The sequence below is a fragment of the Sphingomonas sp. Leaf32 genome (assembly GCF_001421765.1).
GTDB lineage: Bacteria > Pseudomonadota > Alphaproteobacteria > Sphingomonadales > Sphingomonadaceae > Sphingomonas.
The window spans coordinates 159739-180987 of sequence record NZ_LMLA01000007.1; the positions used below are offsets into that span (position 1 = coordinate 159739).

General features: G+C 67.9%; 20 protein-coding genes. 5 read left to right on the plus strand and 15 right to left on the minus strand.

Annotated elements, in window-relative coordinates:
* Window positions 1-31: 31 nt before the first annotated feature.
* A complete protein-coding gene (locus ASE83_RS08520) occupies window positions 32-1732 on the minus strand; it encodes a methyl-accepting chemotaxis protein (RefSeq protein ID WP_235515979.1) in 1701 nt (566 codons plus the stop codon).
* A 350-nt stretch (window positions 1733-2082) separates the two neighbouring features.
* Here ASE83_RS08520 and ASE83_RS08525 point away from each other — a divergent pair, with 350 nt between their 5' ends.
* Window positions 2083-3012 carry a DUF808 domain-containing protein gene (locus ASE83_RS08525; RefSeq protein WP_055789188.1) on the plus strand — a complete coding sequence of 310 codons (930 nt, stop codon included), beginning with the start codon at window positions 2083-2085 and terminating at the stop codon, window positions 3010-3012.
* 11 nt (window positions 3013-3023) lie between these two features.
* On the opposite strand, the gene ASE83_RS08530 is transcribed toward ASE83_RS08525, so the two are convergent.
* The 3 genes from ASE83_RS08530 to dacB form a co-directional block, all read right to left on the minus strand.
* The gene (locus ASE83_RS08530; RefSeq protein ID WP_055788214.1) at window positions 3024-4199 is read right to left on the minus strand and encodes a serine hydrolase domain-containing protein; all 1176 of its coding nucleotides are present in this window, start codon (window positions 4197-4199) and stop codon (window positions 3024-3026) included.
* Window positions 4200-4365: 166 nt separating this feature from the next.
* Window positions 4366-7380: a TonB-dependent receptor domain-containing protein gene (locus ASE83_RS08535; protein WP_156352928.1), complete on the minus strand. Its 3015-nt coding sequence runs from the start codon at window positions 7378-7380 to the stop codon at window positions 4366-4368.
* Window positions 7381-7542: 162 nt separating this feature from the next.
* A complete protein-coding gene (gene dacB / locus ASE83_RS08540) occupies window positions 7543-8952 on the minus strand; it encodes a D-alanyl-D-alanine carboxypeptidase/D-alanyl-D-alanine endopeptidase (RefSeq protein ID WP_082443379.1) in 1410 nt (469 codons plus the stop codon).
* Window positions 8953-9027: 75 nt separating this feature from the next.
* On the opposite strand from dacB, the gene ASE83_RS08545 reads away from it, so the two are divergent.
* A complete protein-coding gene (locus ASE83_RS08545; protein ID WP_055788220.1) occupies window positions 9028-10863 on the plus strand; it encodes an amidohydrolase family protein in 1836 nt (611 codons plus the stop codon).
* Here ASE83_RS08545 and fucP read toward each other — a convergent pair.
* The 5 genes from fucP to ASE83_RS08570 are packed head-to-tail and all read right to left on the minus strand — an operon-like array spanning window position 10854 to window position 15394.
* Complete coding sequence (gene fucP, locus ASE83_RS08550; protein ID WP_082443378.1) at window positions 10854-12152, minus strand: L-fucose:H+ symporter permease; 1299 nt, start codon at window positions 12150-12152, stop codon at window positions 10854-10856. The genes ASE83_RS08545 and fucP overlap by 10 nt on opposite strands.
* A complete protein-coding gene (locus tag ASE83_RS08555) occupies window positions 12149-12493 on the minus strand; it encodes an L-rhamnose mutarotase (RefSeq protein WP_055788223.1) in 345 nt (114 codons plus the stop codon). Before ASE83_RS08555 ends, fucP begins: the two co-directional genes overlap by 4 nt.
* Complete coding sequence (locus ASE83_RS08560) at window positions 12490-13221, minus strand: SDR family oxidoreductase (RefSeq protein WP_055788227.1); 732 nt, start codon at window positions 13219-13221, stop codon at window positions 12490-12492. Before ASE83_RS08560 ends, ASE83_RS08555 begins: the two co-directional genes overlap by 4 nt.
* A complete protein-coding gene (locus tag ASE83_RS08565) occupies window positions 13218-14225 on the minus strand; it encodes an aldo/keto reductase (RefSeq protein ID WP_082443377.1) in 1008 nt (335 codons plus the stop codon). The genes ASE83_RS08560 and ASE83_RS08565 overlap by 4 nt, the downstream gene beginning before the upstream one ends.
* A 59-nt stretch (window positions 14226-14284) precedes the next feature.
* Entirely contained in the window at window positions 14285-15394 is a 1110-nt protein-coding gene (locus tag ASE83_RS08570) for an S-(hydroxymethyl)glutathione dehydrogenase/class III alcohol dehydrogenase (protein ID WP_055788230.1), read from the minus strand.
* Window positions 15395-15510: 116 nt separating this feature from the next.
* On the opposite strand from ASE83_RS08570, the gene ASE83_RS08575 reads away from it, so the two are divergent.
* A complete protein-coding gene (locus tag ASE83_RS08575; RefSeq protein ID WP_156352931.1) occupies window positions 15511-16002 on the plus strand; it encodes a hypothetical protein in 492 nt (163 codons plus the stop codon).
* Entirely contained in the window at window positions 15999-16547 is a 549-nt protein-coding gene (locus tag ASE83_RS08580) for a septal ring lytic transglycosylase RlpA family protein (protein ID WP_055788234.1), read from the plus strand. Before ASE83_RS08575 ends, ASE83_RS08580 begins: the two co-directional genes overlap by 4 nt.
* 165 nt (window positions 16548-16712) lie before the next feature.
* Here the strand turns inward: ASE83_RS08580 and ASE83_RS08585 are convergent, their stop codons facing one another.
* The 3 genes from ASE83_RS08585 to ASE83_RS08595 form a co-directional block, all read right to left on the minus strand.
* Window positions 16713-17267 carry a hypothetical protein gene (locus tag ASE83_RS08585; RefSeq protein WP_055788237.1) on the minus strand — a complete coding sequence of 185 codons (555 nt, stop codon included), beginning with the start codon at window positions 17265-17267 and terminating at the stop codon, window positions 16713-16715.
* A gap of 389 nt (window positions 17268-17656) precedes the next feature.
* Entirely contained in the window at window positions 17657-18268 is a 612-nt protein-coding gene (gene rpsD, locus ASE83_RS08590) for a 30S ribosomal protein S4 (protein WP_055788240.1), read from the minus strand.
* Window positions 18269-18438: 170 nt separating this feature from the next.
* The gene (locus ASE83_RS08595; RefSeq protein ID WP_055788243.1) at window positions 18439-18666 is read right to left on the minus strand and encodes a hypothetical protein; all 228 of its coding nucleotides are present in this window, start codon (window positions 18664-18666) and stop codon (window positions 18439-18441) included.
* 102 nt (window positions 18667-18768) lie between these two features.
* Here ASE83_RS08595 and ASE83_RS08600 point away from each other — a divergent pair, with 102 nt between their 5' ends.
* Window positions 18769-19074 (plus strand): chorismate mutase, encoded by a 306-nt coding sequence (locus tag ASE83_RS08600; protein WP_055788246.1) that lies wholly within the window; start codon window positions 18769-18771, stop codon window positions 19072-19074.
* A 147-nt stretch (window positions 19075-19221) separates the two neighbouring features.
* Here ASE83_RS08600 and ASE83_RS08605 read toward each other — a convergent pair whose 3' ends face one another.
* The 3 genes from ASE83_RS08605 to ASE83_RS18805 form a co-directional block, all read right to left on the minus strand.
* Window positions 19222-20280: a TrmH family RNA methyltransferase gene (locus ASE83_RS08605; RefSeq protein ID WP_082443376.1), complete on the minus strand. Its 1059-nt coding sequence runs from the start codon at window positions 20278-20280 to the stop codon at window positions 19222-19224.
* Window positions 20281-20566: 286 nt separating this feature from the next.
* A complete protein-coding gene (gene nrdR / locus ASE83_RS08610; RefSeq protein WP_055788249.1) occupies window positions 20567-21028 on the minus strand; it encodes a transcriptional regulator NrdR in 462 nt (153 codons plus the stop codon).
* Between the two features lie 61 nt (window positions 21029-21089).
* Window positions 21090-21242, minus strand: coding sequence for a hypothetical protein (locus tag ASE83_RS18805; RefSeq protein ID WP_200921870.1), 153 nt, complete (start codon window positions 21240-21242; stop codon window positions 21090-21092).
* Window positions 21243-21249 lie beyond the last annotated feature (7 nt).

A 21249-nucleotide genomic window follows, 5' to 3' on the forward strand; every position in this document is an offset into this window, starting at 1 on the left:
CCCCTGGTTGGGGGCGGTCGATTGCTCCCCGTCAGGCCGCGCGGCCGAACACTGCATCGTCGCTGTCCGGCCCGCCCTGCGACAGGTCGAGCGCGAAGCCGCGTGCGCGGTTCTGCTGGTCGACGACCGAGTTCGCCGTCGCGCGCGCGGCAGAGGCCGATGCCTTGGCGCGCACCGCCGGCTTGCGGGCGGCGGGGCGCTGCGCGCTGCGGCCGGCATCGACGCGGAAGAAGGCGATGCTTCGTTGCAGTTCGTTCGCCTGGCTGGCCAGTTCCTCGGACGTCGAGGTGATCTGTTCCGATGCCGACGCGTTCTGCTGCGTCACCTGGTCGAGCTGTTGCAGCGCCTGGCGGATGTCGGGCACCAGCTTGGTCAGCATCTCGCCGGCCTGCGCCGCCGCCTGCACCGTGTCGCTCGACACCGCGCTGATCTCGGCCGCCGCGGTCTGACTGCGTTCGGCCAGCTTGCGCACTTCGGAGGCGACGACGGCAAAGCCGCGGCCATGCTCACCGGCCCGCGCCGCTTCCACCGCGGCATTCAGCGCCAGCAGGTCGGTCTGCCGCGCGATTTCCTGCACGATGCCGATCTTCTCGGCGATCGTCCGCATCGCCCGGGCAGCGCGGTCGACCGCGACGCCGCTGGCTTCGGCATCCTTCGACGACTGGCGCGCGATCTTCTCGGTCTGCGCCGCATTGTCCGCGTTCTGCTTGATGTTGGCGGCCATCTGTTCCATCGATGCCGACGCTTCCTCGGCCGATGCCGCCTGTTCGGTGGCCCCCTGGCTCACCTGTTCCGACGACGCGGACAATTCCTCGCTGCCGGCGGCGACATTATTTGCCGCACCCGACGCATCGCCCACCACGCTGCGCAGCCGTTCGATCATCGACACGAGGGCGTGGCCCAGCTTGTCCTTGTCCGACAGCGGCGTGTGATCCACGGTCAGGTCGCCCTGCGCGATCGTGTCGGCCAGCGCCGCCGATTTGCGCAGCGCAACGGTCATGCCGTTGACGGTGTCGACCAAATCCTTGATCTCGTCGTTGGTCGTGACGGTCACTTCCTGATCGAGGTCGCCGACGGCCACCGCGTCCAGCGCGACGCCGACCCGCTTCAGCCCCTTCGACACGATCATGCTGATCCACAGCGCGCCGACGATAGCCATCAGCAACGCGGCAAGAGCGGTCGCGAGCAGCATCGTACGCGATTCGGCATAGAGCACGTCGCCTGCGGCATCGGCCTTCTTCATCTCTTCGCGCTGGCGCTGCACGACGTCCAGAACCTGTGCCCGCATCTTTTCGGCGATCGGACGGGCATCACCCAATGAAAGCGCACCTGCTTCGAGATTCTTGTCCGCCAGTGCGAGCGGTATGATCCGGTCGGCAACGACCTTGTACTCGTTCCATTGCGTGCGGATGCTGGCATATTGCGCGCGGTCGATGTCGTCGGCCATCGGCGGCGCCTGCGCGATCAGTTCGTCGGCGCGCGCGCGCTGCTGCCGGAAATTGGACAGCTGCTTTTCCACGACCTGCGGATCGTTGGACAGCGCCAAATTCTTTTCCGCGATGATGGTCAAGGTCGACGCCATGTTGAACTGCTGAATACGGTCGAGCGATGTGGCAGGATCATCCACCAGATCGCTCATCGCTTCGTTCAGCATACTCAGACGGTTGATGCCGAAGCCGACCACTCCGGCCAGCAGCAGCAGGACGACGGCAAAGGTCGCACCCAATTTCATTCTGATCGTCGCTCGCATTCCGTAATCCCCAAAAAACTCGGTACCGGTGCGCATTCTCAATGGTGCGCGATGCGATGGCGGTAATGATGGGGCATTAAAATCATCTTTGCCGGCAATTAACCGGGCAAGAATGAATATTAACGGCATGGGTAAAACCGGCTGCAGCGGCTGCGGTATGGAGCGTTGCCAAGATCATAGGTGGTTGGGTCGGCGTCCGAAATACCGCTCGCATCGGTCGCCCCTGTCCAGAAAAACCTTACCGGCTACGATCGGTGATGTTGGACGCTTTTCATGGAATTATGCCGATCCGGTCGCTACCGCTTGCCGCGAACGGCTTTGGGGAACACGCGATGGCTGGTGGTTTGGTTGCGCTGCTCGACGATATTGCCGCGATTGCGAAGCTGGCGGCGGCGTCGCTCGACGACGTGAGCGCAGCGGCGGGGCGCGCCGGGGCCAAGGCGGCGGGCGTCGTCATCGACGATGCGGCGGTCACCCCGCGCTATGTCGTCGGGCTGTCGCCGGCGCGCGAGCTGCCGATCATCGGCAAGATCGCGCTGGGGTCGCTCCGCAACAAACTGCTGATCCTGCTCCCGGCCGCGCTGATCCTGAAGTTCTTTGCTCCGTGGGCGATCACCCCGATCCTGATGGCCGGCGGCGCATTCCTGTGCTTCGAGGGTGCGGAAAAGATCCTCGCGCCGCTGTTCGACGGCCATCATGCCGAGGAAGCGGTCGCCACCACCGATCCGGCCGAAATGGAGCGTACCCAGGTCAGCGGCGCGATCCGCACCGACATGATCCTGTCGGCCGAAATCATGATAATCGCCCTGAACGAACTGCCCGCGCTGTCGATCTGGATGCAGGGTTTCGCGCTGGCGGTGGTCGGCATCGCGATCACCGTCGGTGTGTACGGCGTGGTCGCGCTGATCGTGAAGATGGATGACATCGGCCTGGCGCTTGCCCGCCGATCGAGCGCGCTGGCGCAGACGGTCGGGCGCGGACTGGTGAAGGCGATGCCGGTCGTGCTCAAGGCGCTGGCGCTGATCGGCACCGCCGCGATGCTGTGGGTCGGCGGGCAGATCATCCTGCACGGGATGGAGGAGTTCGGCTTCGCTTGGCTCCCGCACCTCGTCCACGATGCCGCGCACCATGTCGCAACGGCCGTGCCGTCGCTGGGCGGCGTCCTCGAATGGATCGTCAATGCGGCCGGCGCGGCGGTGTTCGGCGTCCTGATCGGCGGGGTCATCGCCGGCGTGCTGCACGTCCTGCCGAAGAAGCATTGAGGGGCGGGGGATTACCGCCCCCGCGCCAGCCGTTCCTCGGTCGGGGTGAATGCCGACTGCGCCGACGCCTCCACCGCCACGTCGGTCGCGAAATAGGCGACGCCGGTCCCGCGCTTCAGGTCGACCCACAGCCCGGATCGCAGGCCGTACGCATCGCCCGCATGGCCCAGCCGCCGCCGCCCGTCACCGAACGGGTCGTCGCGGCACCCCGTGGTCGGCGTCGCGAGGAACGTCACCGCCAGCCCATAGCGGCACAGGAAGCCGCCCTGCTTCGCCCCGGTCGTCGCGTCGCTGCCGGTATCGCCATTGGTTCCGTCCCACGTCCACAGCGGCGTGGTGAGCGTTGCGAAGGCTCGCGGCGACAGCAGTCGCCCGCGATCGGTCCGCCCCCGTCGCAGCAGCATCCGCCCGATCGTCGCAAGTCCGCGCGCCGAAATGCGCAGGCCCCCCTGCGGCGAAAACATCGCCCCGTTCCTGCCCGCACGCCACCGCGACAGGTCGCACGTCCCGTCGCGCGCCGGCTCGACCGGACAAGCGGGTGCGCGGCCGTGATGGTCGTCCTTGGTCGGCTTTCCGCCGCGATATTGCACGACCGCGCGCACCGCGACGTCCGGCGAACAACTCGCCCAGTTATAGCAGGCTTCGATCCCCAGCGGCGCGAACACGAGCCGCTGCATCGCCCGGTCGAACCGTTCACCGGTCGCGCGTTCGACCACGCTTGCCACGACGGGCAAGTTCAGATTGGCATAGGCGAACCACGTCCCCGGCGCGTGGACGGCATCCCATGCCTTCGCATCGGCCAGCACCGGCGCCAGTTCGGCGTCCAGCGGCAGGACGTATTCCACCCCGTCGACGATCCCCGTCCGGTGCGACAGCAACATTCGCAGCGTGATCGGCACGTCGGGAAAGCGCGGATGCCGCAGCCGCCAGTCCAGCAGCTGCGACACATCGGCATCGAGGTCGAGCGTGCCCGCATCGACCAGCCGCAGCACCGTGATGGCGGTCACCAGCTTGGAGATGGAGGCGACCCGCACCGGATCGTCCGGGGTGACGGGGCGGTCGGCGGCGATGTCGGCAAGGCCCCGCACCGCGACCGATGTCTCGCCGCGCCGGTCGAAAGCGACCCGTACCTCGGCCACCGGTTGCGCTGCTGCGGCGGGAAGGAGGGCGGCGGCGATCACGGACATTGGCTGACTCTACTCCTTCATCCTTCCCCCGTTTGCTTCGAGCGCAGGTTCGAGCTTGTCGAGAACCGAAGTCGAGAAGGCGGTGCCGCAAACTCCGGTGTTCTCGACGGACGCTTCTCGACAAGCTCGAACCGAGCGGGGAAGGGCAGGCAAGCAAGGCGTCCCCCTAGAACTTCACGTCCGCCTGCACCGTGAACGCCCGCCCGCGCGGATCGGCGACGCGCGGTTCCCATGCCCCGCCCGACCCGGTGTTCGAATCATAGGTGATGGCGAACGGCGGATCGACGTCGAACAGGTTCTTGACGCCCAGCGTCAGGCGGGTCGCCTTGTTGCCGAGGTTCGGGAAACTGACCGCAAGGTTATAGGTGACATAAGGCTTCACATAGGTGTTGAAGTCCGGCCGCGTCACCGTACCGGCCAGAATGCCGGGCAGTGCCTGGTTCTTGTACCCGTCGCGATAGAGCTGCGTCAGCGCGATCGTCACCGCTTCGTTGGTGTAGCTGACGAACGCATTGTGCTTCCATTTGAGGCCCAGATCACCGGCGAAGCTGAACACGCCGATCAGGCTGGGGCCATAGGGCGAATTCTCCGTCAACTTCTCGCGCTTCTTTAGCAGATAGGTGCCGTCGATCCCGGCGAGGAAGCTGCCGCCGAACCCGTCCACGCCGCCGCGTGCGGTCAGTTCGAGGCCCTGCGTGCGCCGCGCGCCGGCATTGATCCAGGTGCGGTCGATCGCGACCAGTTGGTCACCCGCGTTGATGTCGCGAATGAACCGGTCCGAAAACAGCGCGGCATTGTCGATCAGCTCGCGCTCGGTCAGCAACTGGATCGTGTCGTCGACATTGATCGCCCAGAAATCGACCGACGCGCTGAACTTCGGCGCGGGCTGGATCACGATGCCTGCGCTGAACATCCTGGCGCTTTCGGGGCCGAGGTTCGGGTTGCCGCCGGTCAGGATATTGGGCTGCACCGCCTGGCACGCCGGGTTGGTCGTGTTGGGAATGCCGCCGGGGCAGCGCACCGGATCGGCCAGGTCGCGACCCGAATAGGGCGATTCGGTGGTGCCGTTGAAAATCTGGTTGAAGGTCGGCACGCGGAACCCGGTGCTGAACGATCCCCGGAACATCAGCGGTTCCCACGGGCGGTACTTCACCGACACCTTGGGGTTCGTGCTGGTGCCGAAATCGCCATAATCGTCGACGCGCAGCGCACCGGTCAGTTCGAATCCGCGGAACAGCGGCAGCAGCACTTCGGTATAGGCCGCCTTCACCTGCCGGTTCTTGGCCCGGAGCGCGTTCACATTGTCGAACGCCGCGAGGAAGATGACCGGCGCCGATGCTGCGGCCGCCGCCGACCCATTGAAGCTGTAGGATTCGCTGCGGAAATCGATACCCGCCGCCATCTGCGCCTTGCCACCGGGCAGGCGGAACAGAGGGCCGGCGATCGAGTAGTCGATCTGCTTCACCTCATAGCGCCCGCCATACAGCGTTGCTCCTTCGGCCGATACCGCCGCAAGGCCAGCGAGCGCCGCGTCGGTCTGGTTGATCGAGAAGGGGTTCAGGATGCCGCTGTTCAACAACCCCGCAAGGCCCGGACCGCTGGCGCCCGGTGCGGTCGGCGCGGTCGGGTCATAGGCACCGCTGGCGAGTGTCCCGCGATAATAATAGCCGCTGCCCAGCACCGAGCTGGACTCGCTCTTGGCATAGGAACCGCCAGCGCGATAATCCCAGCCTTCCCACAGCGGCCCTTCGGCGGCCAGCGTGACGCGGATCGTCTTCGTATCGGTTTCATATTCGCGCGGGCCGCACGCGATGCAGCGCCAGCGGAACGCGATCGGCTTGCCGTAATTGGCGGCAACCGCCGGAAAGGTGCCCCGGATCGCGTTATAGACCGCGTTATAGGTCGGCGCGGTCAGGCTGTTGAGCGGATAGGCGACCTGTAGGTTGGTCGTGTTGCCCGACACCTGCGCATTGGAGAACAGCTTGGCCGAATTGGCGTTCGATCCGGTGACCTCCAGCGAGATCTGGTGATCCTCCGCCACGCGCGCGACCGCGCGGGCGAGATAGGTCAGCGTTTTGATCGGCTGCTGGATCACCGCCGCGCGACCGGTGTCCCATGCACAGGCATAGCGCGCCGACACGTTGTTCCACAGCGCGTCGTCATAGGCCATGCCGCCGTCCATCGATTCGCAGCCGGCGCCGCCGGGCAGGTCGAGGATATTGATCCCGCCGCTCGCCGCCGTGGTCGTGCCGGGGATGAGGAGGCCAGGCAACACCTGCGCCGTCGCGGTGCCGCCCAGCAGCGTGCCGCCCGGAAAGAAATTGGTCGAGCGATTGAGCGGGAAGGCGGTGGCGATCGGCGTCCCGCGCGTGTCGACCGACAGGCCGCGGTTCGGCTGGTTGCCGTTCACGAAGTCGCGGTTCGAGCCGAACAGGATGTTGTTCCAGCGATAGGCGACCGCGCCCATCACGTTGAACCCCTGATCGTCCAGATCGCCGAAGCCGGCGATGGCCGACACGCGGTAGATGTTGCCGTCACCCTGTTCGGTAACGTCGGTCGCGCCCATCACGCCGACACCCTTGTAATCGGTGCGGGTGATGAAGTTGATGACGCCGCCGATCGCGTCGGTGCCGTAGATCGCCGACGCGCCGTCCTTCAGCACCTCGACCCGTTCGATCGCGGCGAACGGAATCTGGTTCACGTCGACCGCCGCGCCCGACAGGCCGTGCGCCGCGACGCGGCGGCTGTTGAGCAATACCAGCGTCGCCGCAGCACCCTGACCGCGCAGATTGGCCGCCGACAGCCCGTTGGTCCCGCGCTGCGCGCCGGTCGTCACGTCGGCGTTCGATGCCAGATTGTCCGCGCCCGATCCGTTGCTGGTCAGCAGGCTGATGAGCTGTTCCGGGCTGGCGATCGCGTTGCGTTCGAGTTCGGCATTGCTGATGATCTGCAGCGGCAGCGAACTGTTGTTGGGATCGCGCTTGATCCGCGAACCGGTGACCAGGATTTCGCCGTCGTCCGCCTTCGACGCCGGGGTGGTCTGTACCGCGACGCCGGTCGGCGTGGCGGCCTCCGATGTCGTCACCCCTTCGCTGACCGTCTGCGCACCCGCGCTGCCCGCCGCCATCGTCGCGGCGAGCAGCGATCCGCCCACCAGCATCATTGCCTTGCCAGCCCGCATATTCTTGCCCCCAAGCCTGCGCCGCCATTCCCCCGACGGCTGTCAGCAACAATAAGCAACGAAAGCGGCGCGCTGCGGAAGGGGTCGTTCAGCGAGTTTTCATGGAACCGTAGCGTTCCGGTAACACTCGCCCAATTTTGATAGGAGCACCATAACGTGCGGCTATAGCGCGGCGGCGGCGGCCAGCAGTGCGGCATCCATCGCCGGGGTCGCCGACATGCCGTCCGGATTGTCGTTGGCATAGAGCGCGAAGGTCAGCGTCTGCCCGCTCGCCGCGGTCATCGTCCCGGCCAGCGCGGATACGCCGCTCAGCGTGCCCGTCTTGGCGTGCACCTTTCCGGCCAGCGGCGTGTCGCGGAACCGGCGGGTCAGCGTGCCGTCGACCCCGCCGACCGGCAGCGTCGCGATCCAGCGCGCCCCCCAGGGCTGCGCCTGTGCCCAGCCGAGCAACGTCACCATCGCGCGCGGGGTCACCCGGTTATAGGTTGACATGCCCGACCCGTCGGACAGGTCCCATGCGGTGCGCGGTACGCCGGCGGTGGCCATCATCGCCGCGATCCGCTTCAGCCCGTCGCCGATCGACCCGCCGCCGCCGACCCGTCCGATGCGGCGCAGCAGCAGTTCGGCGTGCAGGTTCTGGCTGGCCTTGTTGGTGATCGCGACATCCTCGATCAGCGGTCCGGGCTGCACCCGCGCCAACATCGGTGGTGGCGCGTCGTCCGCCACGACCGCGCCGTCTTCCTCCGCCCGGTGCGGCCGGTGCCGGACCCCGACCGTCCCGGTCACCCGCACCCCCCGATCGCGGAGCAGTTGCGCCAGCGTCCACGCCGCATGGTGCGCCGCGTCCTCGACGCCGGTGCGCACCGTCACCCCCGGCCCCGGCCCCGGCGCGACCGTGCCCGACAGGCGCAGCAGGTCGCTGCCCGGCATCCGGTCGAACGACACTGCGTTGGTCTTGCCGACCCGTATCCGGTTGTCGATGCGGTAATAGTCCGATCCGCCGACCACCGCCTTGTCGCCCTGCGCCACGACCGTGATCGCCAGTTCGTTGTCGTCCAGCGTCAGCGCGGAGGCGGCGGTGCCATAGCGTCCGGCCATGTTGTTCCAGCCCATGCCCGGCGACCAGCGCTGGTCGGGAAAGCGGCTGTCGTCACCGATCACGTCGCCCACCACCCGCGTCGTCGCGGCCACCGCGTCGGCCAGCGTCGACAGGCAATCGACCCGGCAGTCGGCGGCACTCGACAGGCGCGCATCGCCGGCCCCGACCAGGATGACGTCGCGCCCCTCCATCCGCACGCCCGCCCCGCCATCGTCGGCGGCGTCGAGGGGCAGGGTGGCAAAGCTCGCCAGCGTCGTGAAGATCTTGGTGTTCGAGGCGGGTACGAAGCGCCGGTCCGGTTCGATCGCGACCTGCTCGACCCCCGCCGCATCGCGCACCACCATGCCGAAGCGGGTTCCCGCCGGCGCCTTGGCCAGCGCCGCGCGCACCGCCGCATCCACTGCCGGATCGGGTGCCGCCGCCACCAGCATGGCGCCCGCCGCGCCGAGGATGATCGCTCTTATCGCCTGCATGGGCGCGCATCCTACGCGGTGCCCGCGCCCGCGCAACCGTTGGACGCGCCTGGTATAGCCGGTACACATGGACCCATGCTCCATCGCCTCCTGCTCGCGCTGATGCCCCTGCTGCTGATCGCCGCCGACCGGCCGGTGGAGCGCGTGGAGTCGGTGCTGATCCGGGGCGCGCGGGTGTTCGACGGCACGGGCGCGGCGGCGGTGCCGGGGGACGTGCTGGTCGTCGGCGACCGGATCGTGGCGGTCGGACCCCGGCTGAAGCGTCCGCGCGGCGCGCGGGTGATCGACGCGCATGGGCTGACGCTGCTGCCCGGCCTGCACGACCTGCATACCCATTTGCGGGCCTCGGGCTATGGCAGTCCCGACGATCTGGGGAAGGCTTGGGCTTCGCATCTTGCCAATGGGATCACCAGCGCCAATGATTTTTCGCTGTCGGGCGAGATGCTCGGCCCCATCCGCGCCATCGCGGCCGATGGTACCATCCCGACGCCGCGGCTGAACCTCGCCATCCGGCTGGGCGTGCCGGGCGGGCATGGCACCGAATATGGCTGGGGCAGCTTCTTCACGCTGACCGCGACGACGCCGCGCGCGGCGCATGTCGCGATGAAGACCGCGCTGTCGTATAAGCCGGACGTCATCAAGGTGTTCGCCGATGGCTGGCGCTATGGTCGCTCGCCCGATCTGGCCAGCATGAACGTGCCGACCCTTACCGCCATCGTCGAGGATGCCCATGCCGCCGGCCTGCCGGTCATCACCCACACGGTGACGCTGGCCGGTGCGAAAATCGCCGCCGCCGCCGGGGTCGATGCGCTGGGGCACGGTATCGGCGACGCCCCGGTCGATGCCGAACTGATCGCGCTGATGCAGGCGGAGCATGTCGCCTATGTGCCCACGCTGGTGGTGTATGAACCGCAGCAGGCGAGGGCGTTCACGCCGCTGGAATGGCGGCATCTGGCCGCGCCGGAACGGGCGGCGGAGGCCGCGCGGATGGCCCGCCCGGCCGAGGTGATCCCCGAACTCGAATCGAAGCGCTGGGCCATCCTGCAGGCCAATGTCCAGGCGCTGCACGCGGCGGGTATCCGCATCGGCGTCGGCACCGATGCCGGGATCGGCGGCGTGTATCATGGGTCGAGCGCGGTGCGCGAGACGCGGCTGCTGGCGGGATTGGGACTGACGCCGGCGGAGGCGCTGGTCGCCGCGACCGGTGGTGCGGCGGACATCCTGCGGCAGCGCGACCATGGCCGGATCGCGGTCGGCCAGCGCGCCGACCTGCTGCTGGTCGGCGGGCGACCCGATGTGGCGATCGACGACCTGCATGATGTGCGGCGGGTATTCGTCGCGGGGCGGGAGATGCCGCTGGAGGCGCTGCGCCAGCGGATCGATGCGACCGAAGCTACGCCGATGCCGGTCCATGCGATGCCCGGCCCGATCGATACCGGCGCGCGGCGCGACGGGCGGACCGATCTCGACACGCTGCCGGTGGAGAGCGTCGAGCCGGGGACCGACCACAGCCGGCTGGACATCGTGCGTCCCGATGGCCCGCACGACCCGCATCTGTTCGCCGTCGCGCGGCTGGGCGCGGCCAACCGGCCGTTCGCGGCGCTGGTGCTGCCGCTGACCCAGGGAGCGATCGACGTCGCCGATGCGCAGGGCTTTACCGGCATCGCGTTCGAGGCGCGCGGGGCGGGAGTCTATAGCGCCACCTTCGACGTCTATGGCGCGCGGGGCACGGGGCGGGCGTCGTTCGCGGCGACGGGGGAACGCCGCGAGATTCGCCTGCCGTTCAGCGCCTTTGCCAGCGGCGGCACCCCGCTGGACCTGACACGGCTGCGCAGCGTCGCCTTCTGCCTGACCGGCGAACCGGGCGGGCGGGCATGGCTCGAACTGGCAAAGGTCCGCTTCTATCGCTGAGCGGTGCGCCGGACCGTCAGCGCAAAGGCCAGCACGACCGCGAACGACAGGCACGGCACCAGCATCGCGGTCTGGATCGATACCATGCCGTGGCTCATCCATCCCATCAGCGGCGGAAACACCGCCCCGCCGATGACCGCCATCACGATCAGCGGCGCGCCCAGCGGCGCGCGGGGGCCGAGATCACGGACGCCGAGCGAGAAGATCGTCGGGAACATGATCGACATGAAGAAGCTGCTGAGCAGCAACGCATAGATCGCAGTCGTCCCATGCCCCAGCGCAGCGACCAGCATCAGCACGATATTGGCGATGGCAAACCCGGCCAGCAGCCGCGTGGCGACGATGCGGTGCATCAGGATCGTGCCGATCAACCGGCCGGCCAGGAACAGGCCGAGGCTGATCGACAGCAGATAGGCGGCCTGCCGCTCCGGCGTCGCGGGGCTGATCGTCTTCACCACGTCGATGAAGAAGCTCCACACGCCGACCTGTGCGCCGACATAGAAGAATTGGGCGACCACGGCCCAGCGCAGCGCGGACACGCCCAGCACCGATCGCAGGCCCTGCAGCGTGTTGCCGCCGGTTTCGCGCGGCACTTCGGGCAGGCGGACGACGGCGACGGCGAGCGCGATCAGCACGACCACCCCGGCCAGCACCAGATAGGGCAGCTGCACCATCTGCGCCTCTGCCGCGCGATAGGCGGCGCGGGCGGCGGGGGCCATCGCATCCAGTGCGGCGCGGTCATGCTCGACACCGGAAAAGATGAAGCGCGCGCCGATCACCGGGGCGATCGCGCCGCCCAGACCATTGAACGCCTGCGCCAGGTTCAGCCGCTGTTCGGCGCGCGCCGGATCGCCGAAGGCGACGATATAGGGATTGGCGGCGGTCTCGAGGAACGCCGCGCCCGAGGCGATGACGAACAGCGCGCCGAGGAACGCGGCATATTCGCGCACCTCCGCCGCCGGATAGAAGAGCAGCGCCCCGACCGCGTAGAAGCCCAGGCCCGCAAGGATGCCCGCGCGATAGCCGAAGCGTCGCAGCACCAGCCCGGCGGGCAGCGCCATGACGAAATAGCCGATGTAGAAGGCGAACTGGACGAGGCCCGCCTGCGCCCGGTTCAGGTCGAGCGCCTTTTGAAACTGGCGGATCAGCAGGTCGTTGAAATTGTTGGCGACCGCCCAGAGGAAGAACAGGCTGACGACCACCGCGAACCCGGCGGCATAGCCCGGCGTGACGAAGCGCCGCCCGGTCCCGGTGCTGGCGGAGGCGGGCGGGGCGACGGGGGCGATCATGAATGGTCGCGCAAGGCAAAGATCGGGGTCATCGGCGTCCAGCGGCTCCCATCGGGTGCATCGGGCAGCGCGCGCTGGAATTGCCCCATGCGCGCTTCCCATTCCGCGACCTGCGGATCGGCGGCGTCGGCATCGGCCTTGGCCAGCGGGTCGAAATCCGGCGCGACGGTCATCGTCATCACCAGCCGGGTGCCGGTGCGGAAGATTTCCATCTCCGCGATCCCGGCCGCACGGATCGCGGCCAGTACGGCCAAGGGCACGTTGCCGGGCCGGTGCCAGCGTTCATATTCGGCGATCGCGCCTGCGTCGTCGACCAGGTCTAGGGTCAGGACGCGGATCATGCGTTGGACCAGCCGCCATCGATCACATGGACGCCGCCAGTGGTGTAGGACGACGCATCGGACGCGAGGTAGAGCGCCAGTTCGGCAACCTCCTCGGCGCGGCCCAGTCGCCCCATCGGCTGGCGCGCGGTGAAGGCGGCGCGGGCGGCCTCGACATCGCCGGTCGCGGCCATGCGGTCCTCCAGCGAGGGCGACTGGACCGTGCCGGGGCAGATCGCGTTGCAGCGAATGCCCTGTCCGATGAAGTCGAGCGCGACCGACTTCGTCAGGCCGATCACTGCCGCCTTCGACGCGGTATAGACGAAGCGGCCGGGCACCGCGATCACATGGCTGGCGACCGACGACATGTTGACGATCGACCCGCCGCCGTTCGCGATCATCGCCGGCAGCAGCGCACGGATCAGCCGATATTGCGACCGGACGTTCAGGTCGAAGCTGAAGTCCCAGTCGGCTTCCTCGGTCGTCAGGATCGTGCCGGCATGGACGAAGCCCGCGCAGTTGAACAGGATGTCGACCGCGCCGACGCGGGCGGCGAAATCCTTGATCGCCTGGCCGTCCATCAGGTCGACGACATGCGGTTCGCACCCCGTCAGCGTCGCCAGCGCATCGGCATTGACGTCGAGCGCGAGGACCCGCGCGCCTTCGCGGGCGAACAGTTCGGCGCTGGCCCGGCCGATGCCTTGGCCGGCGGCGGTGACGATGGCGGTCTTGCCGGACAGGCGGGTCATGCGGTCTCCATGGGAACAGGGGCGTCGGCGCGGATCAGGCCGGCATCGATCAGGTCGGTCCACAGCGCCGGCGGTAGCTTCAGGGTGGCCAGCGCCGCCGCCTGCGCCACTTCGGCCGCGTCCGCCATGCCGGGAATCACCGCCGTCACGGCGGGATGCGCCATCGGGAATTGCAGCGCGGCGGCGGCCATCGGCACGCCGTGCCGCGCACAGATCGCGGCGATGGCATCGACCCGGCGCGTCACCTCGGCCGGCGGCGCTTCGTAATTATAGCGCGCGTCCGGCCCGGTGCCCGAGGCGAGGATGCCCGAATTATAGGGGCCGCCGACGATCACCTGCACGCCGCTTGCCGCGCACCGGGGCAGCAGCGTGTCGAGCGCGGCCTGTTCGAGCAGCGTGTAGCGCCCGGCGAGCAGGATGACGTCCAGCTCGACCCGATCCAGCAGTTCCTCGCACACCGCGATCTCGTTCACGCCGATGCCGATCGCGCCGACGACGCCCGCATCGCGCAACGCCCGCATCGCCGGATAGCCGCCGTCGAGGAAGGTCGCCATCCGTGCGCCATGGTCTGCGCCATGGGTCATTTCGCCGAGGTCGTGCGCCAGCAGCAGGTCGATCCGGTCGCGCCGCAGCCGGTCGCGGCTGGCGTCGAACGACCGGAGCACGCCATCGCGCGAATAGTCGAACGCGCTTTCGACCGGTTCGGGGGAGACGAACCCTTGCCGTTCGCTGGTCAGGTCGCGGTCGGGTGCCGGGCGCAGCACCCGACCGACCTTGGTCGAGACAATGGCGTGCCGGCCGGCATCAAGATCGGACAGCGCATCGCCCAGCCGCCGTTCGGACAGGCCGAAGCCGTAGTGCGGGGCGGTGTCGAAGCGGCGGATACCCCGTTCCCACGCGGCGTCGATCGTCGCACGGGCGGCATCGTCGCCGACCGATCGATACAGATTTCCGATCGCGGCCCCGCCAAAGCCAAGCTTGGCAGGGACCAGCCCATGCATCATCGCCTATCCTCTCTTCGCTTATATCCGCGAAGAAATTTCACCTGTCAAAACGAAACCGCTCAATACACCACGACGGAGCGGATGCTCTCCCCGGCGTGCATCAGGTCGAAGCCCTTGTTGATCTCCTCGAGGCTCAGCACATGGGTAATCATCGGGTCGATCTCGATCTTGCCGTTCATGTACCAGTCGACGATCTTCGGCACGTCGGTCCGCCCCTTGGCTCCGCCGAACGCCGTGCCGCGCCAGTTGCGGCCGGTGACGAGCTGGAACGGGCGGGTGGCGATTTCCTTGCCCGCTTCGGCGACGCCGATGACGATGCTGGTGCCCCAGCCGCGATGGCACGCCTCCAGCGCCTGCCGCATCACATCGGTGTTGCCGGTGCAGTCGAACGTATAGTCCGCGCCGCCATCGGTCAGCGCGACGAGGTGCTGGACCAGGTCGCCGCCGACGTCCTTGGGATTGACGAAGTGGGTCATGCCGAAGCGGCGGCCCCATTCCTCGCGGTCGGGATTGATGTCGACGCCGACGATCATGTTGGCGCCGGCCATCTTGGCGCCCTGCAGCACGTTCAGGCCGATACCGCCGAGACCGAAGACGATGATGTTGTCGCCGACCTGCACCTTGGCGGTGTTGACCACCGCGCCGACGCCGGTGGTGACGCCGCAGCCGACATAGCAGCTGGTCTGGAACGGTGCGTCCTCACGGATCTTCGCGACGGCGATCTCGGGCAGGACGGTGAAGTTCGAGAAGGTGGAGCAGCCCATATAATGGTAGATCGGCTGGCCCTTATGGCTGAACCGGGTGGTGCCGTCGGGCATCAGCCCCTTGCCCTGCGTCGCGCGGATCGCGGTGCACAGGTTGGTCTTGCCCGACAGGCATGACTTACACTGGCGGCATTCGGGGGTGTAGAGCGGGATGACGTGATCGCCGACGGCCACGCTGGTCACGCCCGCGCCGACTTCGCGGACGATGCCGGCGCCTTCATGGCCGAGGACACTGGGGAAGATGCCTTCCGAATCCAGCCCGTCGAGCGTGTAGGCGTCGGTGTGGCAGATGCCGGTCGCCATGATTTCGATCAGCACTTCGCCGGCCTTCGGACCTTCGAGGTCGAGTTCGACGATTTCGAGGGGGCGCTTCGCTTCGAATGCGACGGCGGCGCGGGTCTTCATGGGGCGTCTCCTTTGGCGTTCGGCGTAGCGGGGGTGGGCGGGGGTCGGCAAGGGGTGGGTATCGTCGAAGGCCTGCCGGGGCTATCGTCCGAACGATGGGTCGGGAGCGAGGATCGATGCGCACAGCGTTCGTTGCAGCCATGGCGCTGCTGGCCGGATGTGCCGCCGGGGCGGGCGGCGGCGCGGCACCGATGACGGCGATCTATTCGCCACCGGTGCGGCCGGGCGGTACGGGGCAGATGATGTTCCTGCCGGCGCCCGCGCCGCTGGCGTTGCCGATCGAGGCGTTGCCGCACCGCGCCGCGTTCATCGGCGGCAAGGGGGTGTTCCAGGGCGAAGCGGTGCTGGCCGATGCGGCGGCATGCCGGGCGCGGCTGACCGCCATCGCGGCGCGGGCGGTGCGGCGCTATCTGGCGGCGAGCGGGATTACGATGATGCCGGGCGAGGACGAACTGACGATCCTCGGTCCGTGGGGCCGGCCGATGCGGGTGCTGCGCTTCCGTTGCGAGGGCGAGCGGATGGTGCGCGAGGACGGCATGACCGCGCCCGACGTTTTCGGTCCGCAGCCGCCCCTGCCGCCGATCAGCACCGCGCCGGTGGTTCGATGAGACGCATCTGGGTCGTGCTGGCGGCGGCGCTGTCCGCCTGTGCCGGGGGCGACTATCGCCCGGTCAGCGATGCGGCGGTCAGGATCGGCCCGCCGTACCGCGTGCGGGGCGCGACCTATGTCCCGGCGGCGGACCCGCGCTACGACATGCTCGGGATGGCGAGCTGGTATGGCAGCGAGTCGGGCAGGCGGACCGCCAATGGCGAGCGGTTCCGTGCCCATGGGGTGAGCGCGGCGCATACGACGCTGCCATTGCCAAGCTATGTCGAGGTGACCGCACTCGACACGGGGCGGCGCATCCTGGTGCGGGTCAACGATCGCGGGCCGTTCGCCGGGCGGGGGCGCATCCTCGACCTGTCGAGGGGTGCGGCCGAGGCGCTGGGCGTGGCGGGACGGGGCGTGGTGCCGGTGCGCGTGCGGGTGGTATCACCCAGCGAGCGCGACCGGGCACGGCTGCGCAAGGGCAAGGCGGCACGCGACCTGCCGCCGGTGGACGAGGGCACGCGGGCCAATTTGCGCGCGCAGCTCAGGGCCAGCGGGCTGTAGCGGCGGGCCAAAGTTCACGAAGTTCACACTAGTGGCGCAGTTGCGCGCGATGACCATTGCGGGCGACGCCGGATGCGGTGACGGGGGTTCGCGAGGTCAAGGAGCAGGCGGACGCAACGGGCCGCATCGGCGATCGTGGCAAGTAGGCGCGTTGTAGGAAAGCGGTTATTTCGCCTGCATGTCCGCCAGCCTTTTGTCCTGTTCGGCCTGTACCGGCACGCCGAGCGCGGTGCGGAGCGCGTCGGGGATCAGCGTGCGATCATAGGGTTCCTGGCTCATCGGTGCATCGCCCTTGCGCCCGAACTGGGTGCCGTAGATCTGCTTCTGGCCGATCGATTGCAGATAGCGGTCGAGCGTCGCGGCGGCGATCCAGCTCGCGTCCTTCCTGCCCCGCGCGGCAGCGGCCAGCGCCAGCGTATGGGCGAGCAGATAGTCTTCGGGCTTGCCGCCATGCTGGAACACGAAGGCGGCGGCGTAATAATCCTCGGCGGTTGTCAGCTTGCCTGTGTCGAGCAGGGTCCGCGTCCGTGCGCGCCGGGCGGCGTCGTCGGCGATCATCCGGCGGACGAACGCCATGTCCTTATATTGTTCGGGTTTGACGTTCTTCCGCACGGCCTGATCCTCGGCGAACAGCTTCGCCATTTCGGGATTGTCGGCGGTTTGCGCCGGGGCGGGGGTGGCGAGGAACAGGGCGACGAGGGCGATCGGCAGGCGGAGCATGGTACCTCGCGGTGGTTGGGCGAGGGCCAGTGTGGCGCGGGGGTGGGGAGGGGTAAAGAGGGTGTGGTTGCGGTGTGTGCGATGAGGTGGCGCTTTTGTAACGGGGAGATCCCGGCCTGCGCTGGGATGACGTTTGGGGCGATGGCTTTGGTGTCCGCCGTCCGCCGTATCCCGTCGCCCCAGCGTAGGCTGGGGCCTCCTGCGGCTGTGCGCGCAGGTTGTGTACGCCATTGACGCAGAAAGGGCGGCCTCTTGCGGGGCCGCCCTTCTGTTTTCTGCCAGCGCCATGGGCGAAGCCCATGACGTCGGTCGGGGCTTTGGCCCCGCCGGCCGCTCGCGCTGAGTATTGGCCTTGGTCCAGCTTTGCTGGACCTTGGCTCAGCGCGAGATCAGCGCGAGTAGAACTCGACCACCAGGTTCGGTTCCATCTTCACCGGATAGGGCACTTCGTCCAGCGTCGGAACGCGGGTGAAGGTGACCTTGGTGCCTTCGGTACCGATATATTCCGGCACGTCGCGCTCGGCGAGGGTCTGCGCTTCGAGGACCAGCGCCATTTCCTGCGCCTTGCTGCCCAGCGAGATTTCGTCGCCGACATAGCAACGACGCGACGCGATGTTGCACTTCACGCCGTTGACGCGGACGTGGCCGTGGCTGACCAGCTGGCGCGCGGCGAACACGGTCGGCGCGAACTTGGCGCGGTACACGATCATGTCGAGGCGCTGTTCGAGCAGGCCGATCAGGTTCTGGCCGGTGTCGCCCTTCATGCGCGACGCTTCTTCATAGGTGCGCTTGAACTGCTTTTCGGTGACGTCGCCGTAATAGCCCTTCAGCTTCTGCTTCGCGCGCAGCTGGATGCCGAAATCCGACATCTTGCCCTTGCGGCGCTGACCATGCTGGCCGGGGCCGTATTCGCGCTTGTTCACCGGGCTCTTGGGACGACCCCAGATATTCTCGCCAAGGCGGCGATCGAGCTTGTACTTGGCGCTGGAGCGCTTCGACATCGTAAATCCAATGCAATCTGGTATGACGTTTGACCGTCCGGGGACGATCGCGGCTCCCGGTCTTCGCCTCCGACCGAAATCGGGGCCACCGCTTCACCGGGAATGCGGGGCCGAATTGCGAAGCGGCGCGGTTAGCCGGTCACCCCCGGCGAGTCAAGGTCGGCGCAGGATCAGTTCTGTCGCGCGGTCCGGCCGCGCAGGTCGGTGAGGTCGCGATCGGCCTCCTTGTCGATCGCGGCCCATTCCTCCGCGGTGCGGCATTCGCGTACCGAACCCAGACGCGACCCGGTCGGTGCCGGCATCTTGCGGCACTGGCGCTCGGCAGGAGGCTTGCGGGCCGGCGGCGTCGGGACGGGGGCCTGCGCGGTCATCGCGGCGAGCATCAGGAGGAGCGACATGGGCAAGCTTTCCCTTTCCGGTTGGCGGGCCAGCCAATCATATCCGCACGCACGGGGCAAGCGATGGTCGACAGTCGCGTATCCGACGCTAGAACGCCGGGCATGACGATCCTTTCGGGTGCCGATTGCACCACCATGACCGAAGTCCGCGCCGGGGTGGACCATGTCGATCGCGAACTGGTGGCGCTGCTGGCGCGCCGTTTCGCCTATATGGATGCCGCTGCCCGCATCAAGCCGGGGCGCGATGCGGTGCGCGACGAGGCGCGCAAGGCACAGGTCATCGCGAACGCGCGGGCGGCGGCGGTTGCCGCGGGCGTGCCGGAGGATGTGGTCGCCGACCTGTGGGAGCGGCTGGTCGAGGCGTCGATCGGCTATGAGCTGGCAAGGTTCGACGCGACGCGGGGGTGATGCTGCCGCGGACCGTTCGTCCTGAGTAGCCGCTGAGCTTGTCGAAGGGGCGTATCGAAGGACCGTCCGAGGCAGGTGCTTCGATACGGGTCTTCGACAAGCTCAGCCCCTACTCAGCACGAACGGACATGACGGTCGGAGACGTATTCAGCGCCGCCGCTTGGCCCCATCCAGCGCCGACAGCACCCCGCGCATCGTCCGCACCTCCTGTGACGTCCACCCGGCCTTGGTCAGCAGCGTGCGCAGCGTCCGGCGCGAGGTCGCGGCGCGTTCGGGGGGATAGAAGAAACGCGCGGCCTCCAGCATGTCGTCCAACTGGCCGATCATCCCCTCCAGCTCCTCGTGCGGGGCCGGTTCGCCCAGATCGACGGTCGGTGGGCTGGCCAGCCCCTCGCCCTTCGACCATTCATAGGCGACGAGAATCACGGCCTGCGCGAGGTTCAGTGAGCCGAACTCGGGGTTGATCGGCACGGTCAGGATGGTGCGCGCAAGCGCTACGTCGTCGGTTTCGAGGCCCGAGCGTTCCGGCCCGAACAGGATCGCCGAGCGGCCGGGTTCGGCGCGGATAGCGCTTGCGGCGGCTTCGGGGGTGACGACCGGCTTGGTGACGCCGCGCTTGCGCACCGTCGTCGCGTAGACATGGGCGCAGTCGGCGACCGCCTCGGCCACGCTGTCGTAGACGGAGGCGTCGCGCAGCACCTGGTCCGCGCCGCTGGCCGCAGGACCCGCTTCCGGATTGGGCCAGCCGTCGCGCGGGGCGACGAGGCGCATTTCGACCAGCCCGAAATTCAGCATGGCGCGCGCCGCCTTGCCGATATTCTGGCCCAGTTGCGGGCGGACGAGGACGATGACGGGGGGTTTGGTCGCTATTGTTTCCTCTCCGCCGTTCGTCCTGAGTAGGGGCTGAGCCTGTCGAAGACCCGTATCGAGGGACTTGCGGGCAAGCGCGCTGACCGTCGCCCAATCGGCACCGATCAGCGCCTTCTTCTTCGCGCGCGACCAGCCTTTCAGGCGGGTTTCGGCGGCGACCGCTTCCTCACGCGTGGGGAAGTTCTCGCTCCAGACCAGTTCGATGGGGAGCCGACTGGCGGTGAAGCCCGGAAATTCGCCGGACTGATGCTGTGCGATCCGCCGCTCCAGATCGTCCGTATACCCGACATAGTATTTTCCGTCGGCGCAATGGAGCATGTACGTGGCGAAACTCATGGCGGTCCTTCGATACGCGTCTTCGACTTCGCTCAGCCGCTACTCAGGACGAACGGTGGCGGGATTGCGCGCTTCCTAATGCTTGATCCGAACGGGGGAAAGAGGGGCGCGGCGAGGGAGTCGCCGTCAACATTCCGTTCGTGCTGAGTAGGGACTGAGCGAAGTCGAAGGCCCGTATCGAAGCATCTGCAACCAACGGTCCTTCGATACGCCATTTCGACAAGCTCAATGGCTACTCAGGACGAACGGTGTGGTTGGGGCGAGGTTAGGGAGTGCGGACAGGACCCTACCCCTTCGCCGCATCCCCGACCGTTCCCGCAAATTCCTCGAAATCCTTGGCCTCGCGGAAGTCCTTGTAGACGCTGGCGAAGCGGATGTACGCGACGGGATCGAGGCCCTGCAGCCCCTCCATCACCAATTCGCCGATCCGGCCCGAGGGGACTTCGCTCTCGCCGGTGGTTTCCAACTGGCGCTGGATGCCCGATACGAGCCGTTCGACCTGCGCGGGCGTGATCGGCCGCTTGCGGCAGGCGGTGGCGACCGAGCGGAGCAGCTTGTCGCGGTCGAAGGCCTGGCGGCGGTCGCCCGACTTCACGACGGTCAGGTCGCGCAGCTGGATGCGTTCGAAGGTGGTGAAGCGTGCGCCGCAGCCCGAACATTGCCGGCGGCGGCGGATGGCGGCGCCATCGTCGCTGGGGCGGCTGTCCTTCACCTGACTGTCTTCATGGCCGCAAAAGGGACAGCGCATCGTAATTCCCGTTGGACCCGCCGCGCCGGTCCCGAAGGAACGACGCGGCCGGGGTGCCGGCTTAGTAGCGCGGCTGCTTCTTCGCCTTGAAATAGGCATAGCCCGCGCCGGCGGCGGCACCGATCAACGGGCCGACGAACGGTACCGGAATTGCGACGACTGCGCCCAGTGCGCCCCATTTCGCCATGCTCTTGCCGAGCGACTTGTCCTGCATTTCTCGA

What these genes read in the sequence shown, in the direction of transcription:
- ASE83_RS08525 (WP_055789188.1), top strand. Translation starts at nt 2,083, where the DNA reads ATGGCTGGTGGTTTGGTTGCGCTGCTCGACGATATTGCCGCGATTGCG.
- ASE83_RS18805 (WP_200921870.1), bottom strand. Translation starts at nt 21,242, where the DNA reads ATGCAGGACAAGTCGCTCGGCAAGAGCATGGCGAAATGGGGCGCACTG.
- ASE83_RS08580 (WP_055788234.1), top strand. Translation starts at nt 15,999, where the DNA reads ATGAGACGCATCTGGGTCGTGCTGGCGGCGGCGCTGTCCGCCTGTGCC.
- ASE83_RS08520 (WP_235515979.1), bottom strand. Translation starts at nt 1,732, where the DNA reads ATGAAATTGGGTGCGACCTTTGCCGTCGTCCTGCTGCTGCTGGCCGGA.
- dacB (WP_082443379.1), bottom strand. Translation starts at nt 8,952, where the DNA reads ATGCAGGCGATAAGAGCGATCATCCTCGGCGCGGCGGGCGCCATGCTG.
- ASE83_RS08545 (WP_055788220.1), top strand. Translation starts at nt 9,028, where the DNA reads ATGCTCCATCGCCTCCTGCTCGCGCTGATGCCCCTGCTGCTGATCGCC.
- ASE83_RS08560 (WP_055788227.1), bottom strand. Translation starts at nt 13,221, where the DNA reads ATGACCCGCCTGTCCGGCAAGACCGCCATCGTCACCGCCGCCGGCCAA.
- ASE83_RS08575 (WP_156352931.1), top strand. Translation starts at nt 15,511, where the DNA reads ATGCGCACAGCGTTCGTTGCAGCCATGGCGCTGCTGGCCGGATGTGCC.
- ASE83_RS08565 (WP_082443377.1), bottom strand. Translation starts at nt 14,225, where the DNA reads ATGATGCATGGGCTGGTCCCTGCCAAGCTTGGCTTTGGCGGGGCCGCG.
- ASE83_RS08555 (WP_055788223.1), bottom strand. Translation starts at nt 12,493, where the DNA reads ATGATCCGCGTCCTGACCCTAGACCTGGTCGACGACGCAGGCGCGATC.
- nrdR (WP_055788249.1), bottom strand. Translation starts at nt 21,028, where the DNA reads ATGCGCTGTCCCTTTTGCGGCCATGAAGACAGTCAGGTGAAGGACAGC.
- ASE83_RS08595 (WP_055788243.1), bottom strand. Translation starts at nt 18,666, where the DNA reads ATGTCGCTCCTCCTGATGCTCGCCGCGATGACCGCGCAGGCCCCCGTC.
- ASE83_RS08600 (WP_055788246.1), top strand. Translation starts at nt 18,769, where the DNA reads ATGACGATCCTTTCGGGTGCCGATTGCACCACCATGACCGAAGTCCGC.
- rpsD (WP_055788240.1), bottom strand. Translation starts at nt 18,268, where the DNA reads ATGTCGAAGCGCTCCAGCGCCAAGTACAAGCTCGATCGCCGCCTTGGC.
- ASE83_RS08570 (WP_055788230.1), bottom strand. Translation starts at nt 15,394, where the DNA reads ATGAAGACCCGCGCCGCCGTCGCATTCGAAGCGAAGCGCCCCCTCGAA.
- fucP (WP_082443378.1), bottom strand. Translation starts at nt 12,152, where the DNA reads ATGATCGCCCCCGTCGCCCCGCCCGCCTCCGCCAGCACCGGGACCGGG.
- ASE83_RS08535 (WP_156352928.1), bottom strand. Translation starts at nt 7,380, where the DNA reads ATGCGGGCTGGCAAGGCAATGATGCTGGTGGGCGGATCGCTGCTCGCC.
- ASE83_RS08605 (WP_082443376.1), bottom strand. Translation starts at nt 20,280, where the DNA reads ATGAGTTTCGCCACGTACATGCTCCATTGCGCCGACGGAAAATACTAT.
- ASE83_RS08585 (WP_055788237.1), bottom strand. Translation starts at nt 17,267, where the DNA reads ATGCTCCGCCTGCCGATCGCCCTCGTCGCCCTGTTCCTCGCCACCCCC.
- ASE83_RS08530 (WP_055788214.1), bottom strand. Translation starts at nt 4,199, where the DNA reads ATGTCCGTGATCGCCGCCGCCCTCCTTCCCGCCGCAGCAGCGCAACCG.